Here is a 13105-nt window from a genome sequence, read left to right as displayed (position 1 = left end):
TTTTGATAAAAAAAAGCAGATTCTCACCCTCCATTCCTGTTTTTATCGTTACGTATAAAAAACTGAAATCCTTACATGTACGCAAGCGTTTTCCTGTGCAATTTATCTGGCTTTTTTGCATCTTAAGGTGCAGGTTATCCCTCAGGGTTGCAAAAAAGTAAGAAAAAGTGGTCTGGATGGTAGACTTTTATCAGGGTTGTCTCTAGAATGCCGCCGTTTGCCAAAAATACACCGGTAAGCAGATTTGCATTGATTTGTGGCTTCAATATGAATTAATATGCAAATAAAGTGAGTGAATATTCTCTGGAGGGTGTTTTGATTAAGTCAGCGCTATTGGTTCTGGAAGACGGAACCCAGTTTCACGGTCGGGCCATAGGGGCAACAGGTTCGGCGGTTGGGGAAGTCGTTTTCAATACTTCAATGACCGGTTATCAAGAAATCCTTACTGATCCCTCCTATTCCCGCCAAATCGTCACTCTTACTTATCCCCATATTGGTAATGTCGGCACTAACGAAGCCGATGAAGAAGCGTCCCAGGTTCATGCTCAAGGCCTGATTATTCGTGACCTGCCACTGATTGCCAGCAACTACCGCAATACCGAAGACCTCTCTTCTTACCTCAAGCGCCATAACATCGTGGCCATTGCCGATATCGATACCCGTAAACTGACCCGTCTGCTGCGCGAGAAGGGCGCTCAGAACGGCTGCATTATCGCGGGCGACAGCCCGGATGCCGCGCTGGCCCTGGAGAAGGCGAAAGCGTTCCCCGGTCTGAACGGGATGGATCTGGCGAAAGAGGTCACCACCGCAGAGTCCTACAGCTGGACCCAGGGAAGCTGGACGCTGGCCGGTGAGCTGCCAGAAGCGAAAAAAGAAGAGGAGCTGCCGTTCCACGTGGTGGCTTACGACTACGGTGCGAAGCGCAACATCCTGCGTATGCTGGTCGACAGAGGCTGCCGCCTGACGGTAGTCCCGGCGCAGACCCCGGCGGAAGAGGTCCTGAAGATGAACCCGGACGGTATTTTCCTCTCCAACGGCCCCGGTGACCCGGCACCGTGCGACTACGCCATCGACGCTATCCAGGCCTTCCTGGCAACCGATATTCCGGTGTTTGGTATCTGCCTTGGCCATCAGCTGCTGGCTCTGGCGAGCGGTGCCAAAACCGTGAAGATGAAGTTTGGTCACCACGGCGGCAACCATCCGGTTAAAGATATTGATAACAACACGGTGATGATCACCGCGCAAAACCACGGCTTTGCGGTAGATGAGGCGACCATGCCAGCTAACCTGCGCGTCACGCATACGTCGCTGTTCGACGGTACCCTGCAGGGTATTCATCGTACCGATAAGCCAGCGTTCAGCTTCCAGGGGCACCCGGAAGCGAGCCCAGGCCCGCACGATGCTGCACCGCTGTTCGATCACTTTATCGAATTGATTAAGCACTACCGTTCTACCGCCAAATAATCAGGAGCCGAGAAGACCATGCCAAAACGTACAGACATTAAAAGCATCCTGATCCTTGGCGCTGGCCCGATCGTTATCGGCCAGGCCTGCGAATTTGACTACTCCGGTGCCCAGGCGTGTAAAGCCCTGCGTGAAGAGGGTTACCGCGTCATCCTGGTTAACTCCAACCCGGCGACCATCATGACCGACCCGGAGATGGCGGACGCCACCTACATTGAGCCTATCCACTGGGAAGTGGTGCGCAAGATCATCGAAAAAGAGCGTCCGGATGCGGTGCTGCCAACCATGGGCGGCCAGACGGCGCTGAACTGTGCGCTGGAGCTGGAGCGCCAGGGCGTGCTAGCCGAGTTCGGCGTGACCATGATTGGCGCAACTGCCGACGCGATTGATAAAGCCGAAGATCGCCGCCGTTTCGACGTCGCGATGAAGAAAATCGGCCTCGATACCGCCCGTTCCGGCATTGCGCATAACATGGAAGAGGCGCTGGCGGTTGCCGCTGACGTCGGCTATCCGTGCATTATTCGTCCCTCATTCACCATGGGCGGCACCGGCGGCGGTATCGCCTATAACCGCGAAGAGTTCGAAGAGATCTGCGCCCGCGGGCTGGATCTCTCCCCGACCAACGAGCTGCTGATTGACGAGTCGCTGATCGGCTGGAAAGAGTATGAGATGGAGGTGGTGCGCGATAAGAACGATAACTGCATCATCGTCTGCTCTATCGAAAACTTTGACGCCATGGGTATCCACACCGGTGACTCCATCACCGTGGCCCCGGCGCAGACCCTGACCGACAAAGAGTATCAGATCATGCGTAACGCCTCGATGGCGGTGCTGCGTGAAATCGGCGTGGAAACCGGCGGCTCTAACGTTCAGTTCTCGGTGAACCCGAAAAACGGTCGTCTGATTGTTATCGAGATGAACCCGCGCGTCTCCCGCTCCTCGGCGCTGGCGTCAAAAGCCACCGGCTTCCCGATTGCGAAAGTGGCGGCCAAGCTGGCGGTGGGCTACACCCTCGACGAGCTGATGAACGATATCACCGGCGGCCGTACGCCAGCGTCGTTTGAGCCCTCTATCGACTACGTCGTCACGAAAATTCCGCGCTTCAACTTTGAGAAATTCGTCGGTGCCAACGACCGCCTGACCACTCAGATGAAGTCCGTGGGCGAAGTGATGGCCATTGGCCGCACCCAGCAGGAGTCGCTGCAGAAAGCGCTGCGCGGGCTGGAAGTGGGCGCGACCGGTTTTGACCCGAAGGTGAGCCTGGACGATCCGGAAGCGCTGACCAAAATTCGCCGCGAGCTGAAAGACGCGGGGGCAGAGCGTATCTGGTACATCGCGGATGCGTTCCGTGCGGGCCTGTCGGTTGACGGCGTCTTTAACCTGACCAACGTTGACCGCTGGTTCCTGGTGCAAATTGAAGAGCTGGTGCGCCTGGAAGAGAAGGTGGCGGAAGTGGGCATCAACGGCCTCGACGCTGACTTCCTGCGCCAGCTGAAGCGCAAGGGCTTTGCCGATGCGCGTCTGGCCAAGCTGGCAGGCGTGCGTGAAGCAGAAGTCCGCAAGCTGCGTGAACAGTACAACCTGCACCCGGTCTACAAGCGTGTGGATACCTGTGCCGCAGAGTTCTCTACCGATACCGCCTACATGTACTCCACCTATGAGGAGGAGTGCGAGGCGAACCCGACTCAGGATCGTGAAAAAATCATGGTGCTGGGCGGCGGGCCAAACCGTATCGGCCAGGGCATTGAGTTCGACTACTGCTGCGTACACGCCTCGCTGGCGCTGCGCGAAGACGGCTACGAGACCATCATGGTCAACTGTAACCCGGAAACCGTCTCCACCGACTACGACACCTCGGATCGCCTCTACTTCGAGCCGGTCACGCTGGAAGACGTGCTGGAGATTGTGCGCATCGAGAAGCCGAAGGGCGTTATCGTCCAGTACGGCGGCCAGACCCCGCTGAAGCTGGCGCGTGCCCTGGAAGCCGCAGGCGTACCGGTTATCGGTACCAGCCCGGATGCTATCGACCGTGCCGAAGACCGCGAGCGCTTCCAGCAGGCGGTTGACCGTCTGAAGCTGAAGCAGCCGGCCAACGCCACCGTGACCGCGATTGAAATGGCGGTTGAGAAGGCGAAAGAGATTGGCTACCCGCTGGTGGTGCGTCCCTCCTACGTGCTGGGCGGCCGGGCGATGGAGATTGTCTACGACGAGATCGACCTGCGTCGCTACTTTATGACGGCGGTAAGCGTCTCCAACGACGCGCCGGTGCTGCTGGATCGCTTCCTCGACGATGCGGTAGAGGTGGACGTAGATGCCATCTGCGACGGCGAGATGGTGCTGATCGGCGGCATCATGGAGCATATCGAGCAGGCGGGCGTACACTCCGGTGACTCGGCCTGTTCACTTCCGGCCTATACCCTGAGCCAGGAGATCCAGGACGTGATGCGCCAGCAGGTGCAGAAGCTGGCCTTTGAGCTGCAGGTGCGTGGCCTGATGAACGTGCAGTTCGCGGTGAAGGACAACGAAGTCTACCTGATTGAGGTGAACCCACGCGCGGCGCGTACCGTGCCGTTCGTCTCCAAGGCCACCGGCGTGCCGCTGGCGAAGGTGGCTGCGCGAGTGATGGCAGGGAAATCCCTGACCGAGCAGGGCGTCACCAAAGAGATTATCCCGCCGTACTACTCGGTGAAAGAGGTGGTGCTGCCGTTTAACAAGTTCCCGGGCGTGGATCCGCTGTTAGGGCCAGAGATGCGCTCTACCGGTGAAGTGATGGGCGTGGGCCGCACCTTTGCCGAGGCGTTTGCCAAAGCGCAGCTGGGCAGTAACTCGACCATGAAGAAACAGGGCCGTGCGCTGCTCTCCGTACGCGAAGGCGACAAAGAGCGCGTCGTTGACCTGGCCGCCAAGCTGCTGAAGTTCGGCTTTGAGCTGGACGCCACTCACGGTACGGCGATTGTACTGGGTGAAGCCGGTATCAACCCGCGTCTGGTGAACAAGGTGCATGAGGGGCGTCCGCACATTCAGGATCGTATCAAGAATGGCGAGTACACCTACATCATCAACACCACCGCAGGCCGTCAGGCGATTGAGGACTCCAAGCTGATCCGTCGCAGCGCTCTGCAGTATAAGGTGCACTACGACACCACGCTGAACGGCGGCTTCGCCACGGCGATGGCGCTAAATGCGGATGCCACCGAGAAAGTCACCTCGGTGCAGGAGATGCACGCGCAGATCGTTAAATAAGCGCTGGCAAATGTTACCCAAACCCGCTTCGGCGGGTTTTTTCATTTTACGCGTCGCGAGTGGCTATGAGGCATGGAATAATGTTCGCTGCCTAAGAGTGTTCTGTATTTCCCTGATACATCAGGCAAATAGTCTACAGTTAGTCAGGAAGACAACTGAAATTCACCTAAAAGCAGGGAGAACACCATGCAAAAGCGCATTCTCATTACATCTATTTTGGCCGCAGCAACGTTATTTACCGTAGCGGGTTGTTCCTCTAATCAGGCTGTAAAAACCACCGACGGCAAAACCATTGTGACTGACGGAAAACCGAAGGTAGACAGTGACACCGGTATGGTGTCGTACAAAAATGCCACAACAGGCCAGACAGAACAGATCAATCGCGACCAGCTGAAAAATATGAGCGAACTCGATAACTAATTCTGCACCGTCAGCGATATCGATCGTAGCCCGGCAGCATAATAGTGCCGGGCTTTTTTATTATTACTGTCTGAATCATCACTCAGATGAATATATTTCTAATCGCTTCGTCGTTAGCATTTTAATATATTTTTGCGATATTAAATAATATATCGCTTCGCTACACTCCTCTCTCCACGATTAAAGGAGAGTGTTATGAAGAGGATTGCTGCTGTTCTGTTGCTGGGGGCCGTATCGCTTTCGCTGGTAGGCTGCTCCAGCGACTACATTATGTCGACCAAAACCGGCGAGATGATTGTTACCCAAGGCAAGCCTGAAATTGATAAAGATACCGGCATGACCCGCTACGTTGACCAGCAGGGCTATAGCCGCCAGATTAAAACCTCCGATGTCTCCCAGCTGATCGAAAAAGAGTAAGCAAAGCGGATCTTTCTTCTGTAAGCGCACCGATTAACTGTCTAAACTCACTGCAATTACAACAGTGCAGTTTAGACAGGTTAATGAATGATTCTAATTATTTATGCTCATCCCTATCCGCGGCATTCGCACGCGAATAAGCGGATGCTTGAGCAGGCAAGAACCCTGGACGGCGTAGAAGTCCGTTCGCTTTACCAACTCTATCCCGACTTCAATATTGATATCGCCGCCGAACAGGAGGCTATATCGCGTGCCGATCTGGTGGTCTGGCAGCATCCTCTTCAGTGGTATAGCGTTCCGCCACTGCTCAAGCTGTGGATGGATAAAGTGCTCACGCACGGCTGGGCCTACGGCGAGGGCGGTACCGCCCTGCACGGCAAACATCTGCTCTGGGCGGTGACCACCGGCGGCGGCGAGCACCACTTCGATATTGGATCGCATCCCGGCTTTGAGGCGCTGGCGCAGCCCCTGCAGGCCACGGCAATCTACTGCGGCATGAAGTGGCTGGCCCCTTTCTCGATGCATAACACCTTCGTAAACGATGATGAAACCCTGAACGCCAAGGCGCGTCACTACAAGCAGCGGCTGATGGAGTGGCAGGAGGTCAATCATGGATAGCCATACCCTGATACAAGCGCTGATCTATCTGGGATCGGCGGCGCTGATCGTGCCGATTGCGGTGCGGCTGGGCCTTGGCTCAGTGCTCGGCTATCTGATCGCGGGCTGTATTATCGGCCCATGGGGGCTGCGGCTGGTCACCGATGCCGAGTCAATTCTGCACTTTGCTGAAATCGGCGTGGTGCTGATGCTGTTCGTCATCGGTCTTGAGCTGGATCCTCAGCGGCTGTGGAAGCTGCGGGCCTCGGTGTTTGGCGGCGGCGCATTGCAGATGCTGGTTTGCGGTCTGCTGCTGGGCGCGTTCTGTATGGCACTGGGCTTGCGCTGGCAGGTGGCGGTGCTGATCGGCCTAACGTTGGGACTCTCCTCGACGGCAATCGCAATGCAGGCAATGAACGAGCGTAACCTGATGGTCTCCCAGATGGGACGCAGCGCCTTTGCCGTTCTGCTATTCCAGGATATCGCCGCCATTCCGCTGGTGGCGATGATCCCCCTGCTGGCGGCCAGCGGCGGAGCCACGACCCTGGGGGCCTTTACCCTCTCGGCGCTGAAGGTAGTCGCCGCGCTGGCTATCGTTGTGCTGATTGGCCGCTACGTTGCGCGTCCGGCGCTGCGCTTTGTCGCTCGCTCTGGCCTGCGGGAAGTTTTCAGCGCCGTGGCGCTGTTCCTGGTCTTTGGCTTCGGGCTATTGCTGGAGGAGGCCGGGCTGTCGATGGCGATGGGGGCATTCCTGGCCGGGGTACTGCTGGCGAGCTCCGAGTACCGCCACGCGCTGGAGAGCGATATCGAGCCGTTTAAAGGCCTGCTGCTGGGGCTGTTCTTTATCGGCGTCGGCATGTCTATCGACTTCGGTACCCTCGTCACCCACCCGCTGCGCATTATCATTCTGCTGGTGGGCTTCCTGGTAATTAAAATCCTGATGCTGTGGCTGATTGCCCGCCCGTTAAAGGTGCCGAGCAAGCAGCGGCGCTGGTTCGCGGTTCTGCTGGGGCAGGGGAGCGAATTTGCCTTCGTGGTGTTCGGCACGGCGCAAAGCGCTAACGTGCTGGATCCCGAGTGGGCCAAAGCGTTGACCCTGGCGGTGGCGCTCTCAATGGCCGCGACGCCGCTGCTGCTGGTGCTCCTGACCCGGCTTGATAACAAAACCACCGGTCAGCAACAAGAAGCAGATGAGATTGATGAAGAGCAGCCGCGGGTCATTATTGCGGGCTTCGGCCGTTTTGGTCAGATTGCCGGCCGTCTGCTGCTCTCCAGCGGAGTGAAAATGGTCGTTCTCGATCACGATCCCGATCATATTGAAACCCTGCGCAAGTTTGGCATGAAGGTCTTCTATGGCGATGCGACCCGCGTGGATCTGCTGGAGTCCGCCGGAGCAGGCAAGGCCGAGGTGCTGATCAACGCCATTGACGATCCCAAAGCCAACCTGCAGCTGACCGAGCTGGCTAAAGAGCACTTCCCGCATCTGCATATCGTTGCCCGCGCCCGCGACGTCGATCACTTTATCCGCCTGCGTCAGGCGGGCGTCGAGCGTCCGGAGCGTGAAACCTTTGAAGGCGCGCTGCGTACTGGCCGGCTGGCGCTGGAGGGGTTGGGGCTGGGAGAGTATGAGGCCCGGGAGCGCGCCGATCTGTTTCGCCGCTATAATTCAGACATGATAGAGGAGATGGCGCAGGGTGAAGATGATACCCAGGCGCGGGCGGCGGTGTTCAAACGCACCAGCGCCATGCTGACGGAGATCATCACCGAGGATCGGGCACACCTCTCTCATACTCAGCGGCACGGCTGGCAGGGCACGGAGGAGGGTAAACACTCCGGCGATGTCAGCGACGAGCCGCAGGCTAAGCCGACGGTTTAATCATCTCCGCTGGCGGCCCCCAGGCAACTGCGGGCCCGCCAGCAGAATGAAAAATTTTCGTTCTCTTTACCTTTCCGCCAGTCGACGAGCGTGAGTGCTTTCCGTATAGTGGCGACAATTTTTAGCTCCGGGATATATACAATGATCAGTCTGATTGCGGCGTTAGCGGTCGATCGCGTAATTGGTATGGAAAATGCCATGCCGTGGAATTTGCCTGCCGATCTCGCCTGGTTTAAACGCAATACCTTAAACAAGCCGGTGGTGATGGGTCGCCTGACCTGGGAGTCCATCGGGCGTCCGCTGCCGGGGCGTAAAAACATCGTTATTAGCAGCCAGCCGGGCAGCGACGATCGCGTTCAGTGGGTTAGCTCCATTGAGGACGCCATTGCCGCCTGCGGCGATGCAGAAGAGATTATGGTGATCGGTGGCGGGCGCATCTACGAGCAGTTTTTGCCCAAGGCCCAGCGTCTCTACCTGACGCATATCGATGCGGAAGTGGAAGGTGATACCCATTTCCCGGACTACGAGCCGGACGACTGGGAGTCGACCTTTAGCGAGTTTCACGATGCCGACGCGCAGAACTCCCACAGCTACTGCTTTGAGATCCTGGAGCGCCGTTAACGTTTAGCTGATGGAAACGCCTGATGGCGCTTCGCTTATCAGGCCTACAGATTGTGTCGATGTTGTCGCCCCGGCAAGCGCAGTGCTGCCGGGGAAAACATCAGGAGGCAACCACCTCGCCTTCACCCAGATCCAGGTGGCGGCTCGATGCCTGGGTAAAGTAGGCTTTATCTTCCCAACGCAGGCAGGTCAGAACGCCACCCCAGCAGCAGCCGGTATCCAGGGCGTAAACGCCTTCCGGTGTGCCTTTCCCCTCCAGCGATGCCCAGTGACCAAACACCACGCTGTACTCCTGCGTCACCGGACCGGGGATCACAAACCACGGTTTCAGCGGGGCAGGGGCGTTATCAGGCATGTCTTTGCAGTACATGTCGAGCTGGCCGTTCGGGAAACAGTAGCGCATCCGCGTAAAGGCGTTGGTGATGAAACGCAGGCGTGCAAGACCGCTCAGCTCCTGGCTCCAGTTATTGGGCAGATCGCCATACATCGCATCTAAAAACAGCGGATAGGAGTCGCTGGCCAGCACCGCTTCGGCATCCCGTGCGCAGGCCAGAGCCGTCGGCAGATCCCACTGGGGGGTGATCCCCGCATGGGCCATCACCAGCTTTTTCTCTTCGTCGACCTGCAGCAGCGGCTGGCGACGCAGCCAGTTCAGCAGCTCATCGGCATCCGGCGCCTCCAGCAGCGGCGTAATACGATCCTTTGGCTTGTTTTTACTGATGCCAGCAAACACGGCCAGCAGATGCAGGTCATGGTTGCCCAGCACAACGCGTACGCTATCGCCCAATGATTTCACGAAACGCAGCACCTGCAGGGATGCCGGGCCGCGTGCAACCAGATCGCCCGTTAGCCAGAGGGTGTCGGTTTTAGGATCAAACGCGACCTGTTTTAACAATGCGATCAGTTCATCGTAGCAACCGTGAACGTCGCCAATAAGATATGTCGACATGGATTAATGGATGAGTGTTGAAACGGCAAGTCGGAAGACCGGTATGTCGATGCGGAACGGATTGCCCTCGGCATCGATCATCTCATAGTGGCCCTGCATGGTACCCAGCGGCGTTTCGATAACGGCCCCGCTGGTGTATTGGTACTCTTCGCCGGGCGCAATGTGCGGCTGAACGCCAACCACACCTTCGCCCTGTACCTCGGTTTCACGGCCGTTGCCGTTGGTGATAAGCCAGTAGCGCCCCAGCAGCTGCACGGGCGCGCGTCCCAGATTGCGGATGGTCACCGTATAGGCGAAAACATAGCGCTGTTCATCAGGTGCCGACTGCGATTCGATATAGACACTCTGTACGTGAACACATACCCGGGGCGAATTGATCATGGCTTAACTCTCCTTCGGCGGTGCGTTATCCGTCAGGTAGTTTGCCAGCTGGCAGTACTGGGCGACAGAGACGTTCTCTGCCCGCACCGCCGGGTCAATACCTAACGACGTGAGAACCTCCGGCGTAAACAGATTGCCGAGGCTGTTGCGGATGGTTTTACGGCGCTGGTTAAACGCTTCGGTGGTGATGCGGCTCAGCACGCGAACCTCTTTAACCGGGTGCGGCATCGTGGTATGCGGTACCAGGCGCACCACCGCAGAGTCGACTTTAGGCGGCGGGGTAAAGGCCGTCGGCGGCACTTCCAGCACCGGGATCACCTGACAATAGTATTGTGCCATCACGCTTAAACGACCATACGCTTTGCTGTTCGGGCCTGCAACCAGACGATTTACCACCTCTTTTTGCAGCATGAAGTGCATATCGGCGATGGCATCAGTATAGCTAAACAGGTGGAACATCAGCGGTGTGGAGATGTTATAGGGCAGGTTACCAAAGACACGCAGCGGCTGGCCCAGGGTCTGGGAGAGCTCGCCAAAGTTCATGGTCATGGCATCCTGCTGATAGATGGTCAGTTTTGGCCCGAGGAACGGATGCGTTTGCAGGCGCGCGGCCAGATCGCGGTCCAGCTCGATGACGGTCAGCTCGTCCAGGCGCTCACCCACCGGCTCGGTCAGCGCGGCAAGGCCGGGGCCGATTTCGACCATGGCCTGGCCTTTCTGTGGGTTAATGGCTGAAACAATGCTGTCGATGACAAATTTATCGTTAAGGAAGTTTTGCCCGAAACGTTTACGGGCCAGGTGCCCCTGATGGACTCTGCTATTCATTGAGTATTAGTAATCATTTTGATGGCGAGATTAAGCGCCGTAATAAAACTGCCGACATCGGCTTTCCCCTGGCCCGCGAGTTCTAGCGCGGTGCCGTGGTCTACGGATGTGCGAATAAAGGGTAAACCGAGCGTAATGTTCACACCGCGGCCAAAGCCCTGGTATTTTAGCACGGGCAGGCCCTGATCGTGATACATCGCCAGCACCGCATCGGCGCGATCGAGATATTTAGGCTGGAACAGGGTATCGGCAGGCAGCGGACCGCTGAGGTTCATGCCCTCGGCGCGCAGCGCTTCAAGCAGCGGAATGATGATGTCGATCTCTTCGCTGCCCATATGGCCACCTTCGCCCGCGTGTGGGTTCAGGCCGCAAACCAGCACGTGCGGATGGGCAATACCAAATTTGTTTTGCAGATCGTGATACAGAATGGTGATGACATCGCGCAGCAGCGCCGGGGTAATGGCGTCGGCCACCTCCCGCAGCGGCAGGTGCGTGGTCGCCAGCGCCACGCGCAGCGCCTCGGTTGCCAGCATCATCACCACTTTGGCGGTGCCGGAGCGCGCTTCAAAAAACTCGGTGTGCCCGGTAAAGGGCACGCCAGCATCGTTAATCACCCCTTTGTGCACCGGGCCAGTCACCAGCGCAGCAAATTCGCCGCTCAGGCAGCCGTCGCAGGCGCGGGCCAGGGTATCAACAACGTAGCTACCGTTGGCCACGCTAAGCTGGCCTGGAACAACCTGCGCGTGCAGAGCAACGGGCAGCACCGTTAGGGTGCGGGCCTGCTGCGGCTGCGCGGGCAGGTTAGCATCGTAGGGGAGGAGCGTCAGCGGCAGACCGAGCATTAACGCCCGGTCGGCTAAAAGCTGCGGATCGGCGCAGATCACCAGCTCCATTGGCCAGTCGCGCTGGGCCAGCTGGACGACCAGCTCCGGACCAATCCCGGCGGGTTCGCCGGGAGTGATAACGATGCGCTGAACGTTCATTAGTTGCTCAGGATCTTCACGTAGGCGCTGGCGCGCTGCTCCTGCATCCAGCTGGCCGCTTCTTCAGAGAATTTACGGTTCATCAGCATGCGGTAGGCACGATCCTTCTGCGCAGCGTCGGTTTTATCGACGTTACGCGTGTCCAGCAGTTCGATCAGGTGCCAGCCAAACGAGGAGTGGACCGGCGCGCTCATCTGGCCTTTGTTCAGCTTCATCAGCGCATCGCGGAAAGCCGGATCGAAGATATCTGCAGCCGCCCAGCCGAGATCGCCGCCCTGGTTAGCCGAGCCGGGATCCTGGGAGAAGGACTTCGCTGCCGCGGCAAAGCTGGTTTTACCGCTCTTAATGTCCGCGGCGATCTGCTCCAGCTTCAGGCGAGCCTGGTCATCGGTCATGATTGGCGATGGCTTCAACAGAATATGGCGAGCGTGAACTTCGGTCACGGAGACGCTTTTGCTCTGGCCGCGCAGATCGTTAACCTTCAGAATGTGGAAGCCTACACCGGAGCGGATCGGGCCAACGATGTCGCCTTTTTTCGCCGTGCTCAGCGCTTGAGCAAAGATAGACGGCAGCTCCTGAATGCGGCCCCAGCCCATCTCGCCGCCTTTCAGCGCCTGTGGATCGGCCGAGTAGGTGATCGCCAGCTTGCCAAAGTCATCCCCACCGCGTGCCTGCTCAACGATCGAACGTGCCTGGCTCTCCGCCTCGTTAACCTGATCGGAGGTTGGATTTTCCGGCAGCGGAATAAGAATGTGGCTCAGATTCAGCTCAGTGCTGGCATCGTTCTGGTTACCCACCTGCTGGGCAAGCGAGTCAACTTCCTGCGGCAGAACGGTGATGCGACGGCGCACCTCGTTGTTACGCACCTCCGAAATCAGCATCTCCTTGCGGATCTGGCTGCGGTAGGTGTTGTAATCCATACCGTCATAGGCCAGACGGCTACGCATCTGATCCAGCGACATGTTGTTCTGCTTGGCGATATTGGCGATAGCCTGATCGAGCTGCTCATCGGTGACTTTGACACCCATTTTGGTGCCCATCTGCAGAATGATTTGATCCATGATCAGCCGCTCCAGGATCTGATGACGCAGCGTGGCGTCATCCGGAAGCTGCTGGCCCGCCTGTCCGGCGTTAAGCTTTACGGATTTCATCAAACCATCAACGTCGCTTTCCAGTACAACGCCGTTATTCACGACGGCAGCGACCTTATCGACAACCTGCGGCGCGGCGAAACTGGTATTCGCAACCATGGCGATACCGAGAAGCAGCGTTTTCCAGTTCTTCATACTTTTTCCATTTCAATTAACCGCAATGCGGATTACGTGGCAA

General features: G+C 57.6%; 12 protein-coding genes. 7 read left to right on the top strand and 5 right to left on the bottom strand.

All coding sequences use genetic code 11. The features are described 5' to 3' along the window. Nucleotides 1-315 precede the first annotated feature (315 nt). From carA to folA, 7 genes are all read left to right on the top strand, one after another. The gene (gene carA / locus NR795_RS13605) at nt 316-1464 is read left to right on the top strand and encodes a glutamine-hydrolyzing carbamoyl-phosphate synthase small subunit (protein WP_144816208.1); all 1149 of its coding nucleotides are present in this window, start codon (nt 316-318) and stop codon (nt 1462-1464) included. Between the two features lie 18 nt (nt 1465-1482). Beyond that, a complete protein-coding gene (gene carB, locus NR795_RS13600; RefSeq protein ID WP_257758512.1) occupies nt 1483-4707 on the top strand; it encodes a carbamoyl-phosphate synthase large subunit in 3225 nt (1074 codons plus the stop codon). A 186-nt stretch (nt 4708-4893) separates the two neighbouring features. Continuing rightward, nucleotides 4894-5127 (top strand): YgdI/YgdR family lipoprotein, encoded by a 234-nt coding sequence (locus NR795_RS13595; RefSeq protein WP_144816204.1) that lies wholly within the window; start codon nt 4894-4896, stop codon nt 5125-5127. Between the two features lie 195 nt (nt 5128-5322). After that, nucleotides 5323-5544: a YgdI/YgdR family lipoprotein gene (locus tag NR795_RS13590; protein ID WP_144816200.1), complete on the top strand. Its 222-nt coding sequence runs from the start codon at nt 5323-5325 to the stop codon at nt 5542-5544. An 87-nt stretch (nt 5545-5631) separates the two neighbouring features. Continuing rightward, nucleotides 5632-6162: a glutathione-regulated potassium-efflux system oxidoreductase KefF gene (gene kefF, locus NR795_RS13585; RefSeq protein WP_144816197.1), complete on the top strand. Its 531-nt coding sequence runs from the start codon at nt 5632-5634 to the stop codon at nt 6160-6162. Continuing rightward, nucleotides 6155-8017 (top strand): glutathione-regulated potassium-efflux system protein KefC, encoded by a 1863-nt coding sequence (gene kefC, locus NR795_RS13580; RefSeq protein WP_257758511.1) that lies wholly within the window; start codon nt 6155-6157, stop codon nt 8015-8017. The genes kefF and kefC overlap by 8 nt, the downstream gene beginning before the upstream one ends. A 141-nt stretch (nt 8018-8158) precedes the next feature. Further along, on the top strand, nt 8159-8638 hold the full coding sequence (gene folA, locus NR795_RS13575; RefSeq protein WP_154058558.1) for a type 3 dihydrofolate reductase: 480 nt from the start codon (nt 8159-8161) through the stop codon (nt 8636-8638). Nucleotides 8639-8738: 100 nt separating this feature from the next. Here folA and apaH read toward each other — a convergent pair whose 3' ends face one another. Genes apaH through surA form a run of 5 tightly spaced genes read right to left on the bottom strand, consistent with a single transcriptional unit; the run spans nt 8739 to nt 13062 of the window. Next, a complete protein-coding gene (gene apaH, locus NR795_RS13570) occupies nt 8739-9587 on the bottom strand; it encodes a bis(5'-nucleosyl)-tetraphosphatase (symmetrical) ApaH (protein WP_144816190.1) in 849 nt (282 codons plus the stop codon). 3 nt (nt 9588-9590) lie between these two features. Further along, nucleotides 9591-9968 (bottom strand): Co2+/Mg2+ efflux protein ApaG, encoded by a 378-nt coding sequence (gene apaG / locus NR795_RS13565; protein WP_144816188.1) that lies wholly within the window; start codon nt 9966-9968, stop codon nt 9591-9593. A 3-nt stretch (nt 9969-9971) separates the two neighbouring features. After that, nucleotides 9972-10793 (bottom strand): 16S rRNA (adenine(1518)-N(6)/adenine(1519)-N(6))-dimethyltransferase RsmA, encoded by an 822-nt coding sequence (gene rsmA / locus NR795_RS13560; RefSeq protein ID WP_144816186.1) that lies wholly within the window; start codon nt 10791-10793, stop codon nt 9972-9974. Further along, on the bottom strand, nt 10790-11776 hold the full coding sequence (gene pdxA, locus NR795_RS13555) for a 4-hydroxythreonine-4-phosphate dehydrogenase PdxA (RefSeq protein WP_257758510.1): 987 nt from the start codon (nt 11774-11776) through the stop codon (nt 10790-10792). Before pdxA ends, rsmA begins: the two co-directional genes overlap by 4 nt. Continuing rightward, entirely contained in the window at nt 11776-13062 is a 1287-nt protein-coding gene (surA, locus tag NR795_RS13550; RefSeq protein ID WP_144816181.1) for a peptidylprolyl isomerase SurA, read from the bottom strand. The genes pdxA and surA overlap by 1 nt, the downstream gene beginning before the upstream one ends. Between the last annotated feature and the right edge of the window lie 43 nt (nt 13063-13105).

Origin of the sequence: Pseudescherichia sp. L3 (assembly GCF_024656065.1) — a bacterium.
GTDB lineage: Bacteria > Pseudomonadota > Gammaproteobacteria > Enterobacterales > Enterobacteriaceae > Pseudescherichia.
The sequence above is the reverse complement of the archived record's forward strand: the minus strand, read 5'-3'. Positions and strand labels throughout refer to the sequence as shown.

Bases quoted from the DNA above. Each gene is read 5' to 3' on its own strand.
- carB (WP_257758512.1), top strand. From the start codon at position 1,483: ATGCCAAAACGTACAGACATTAAAAGCATCCTGATCCTTGGCGCTGGC.
- NR795_RS13595 (WP_144816204.1), top strand. From the start codon at position 4,894: ATGCAAAAGCGCATTCTCATTACATCTATTTTGGCCGCAGCAACGTTA.
- NR795_RS13590 (WP_144816200.1), top strand. From the start codon at position 5,323: ATGAAGAGGATTGCTGCTGTTCTGTTGCTGGGGGCCGTATCGCTTTCG.
- kefF (WP_144816197.1), top strand. From the start codon at position 5,632: ATGATTCTAATTATTTATGCTCATCCCTATCCGCGGCATTCGCACGCG.
- kefC (WP_257758511.1), top strand. From the start codon at position 6,155: ATGGATAGCCATACCCTGATACAAGCGCTGATCTATCTGGGATCGGCG.
- folA (WP_154058558.1), top strand. From the start codon at position 8,159: ATGATCAGTCTGATTGCGGCGTTAGCGGTCGATCGCGTAATTGGTATG.
- apaH (WP_144816190.1), bottom strand. From the start codon at position 9,587: ATGTCGACATATCTTATTGGCGACGTTCACGGTTGCTACGATGAACTG.
- apaG (WP_144816188.1), bottom strand. From the start codon at position 9,968: ATGATCAATTCGCCCCGGGTATGTGTTCACGTACAGAGTGTCTATATC.
- rsmA (WP_144816186.1), bottom strand. From the start codon at position 10,793: ATGAATAGCAGAGTCCATCAGGGGCACCTGGCCCGTAAACGTTTCGGG.
- pdxA (WP_257758510.1), bottom strand. From the start codon at position 11,776: ATGAACGTTCAGCGCATCGTTATCACTCCCGGCGAACCCGCCGGGATT.
- surA (WP_144816181.1), bottom strand. From the start codon at position 13,062: ATGAAGAACTGGAAAACGCTGCTTCTCGGTATCGCCATGGTTGCGAAT.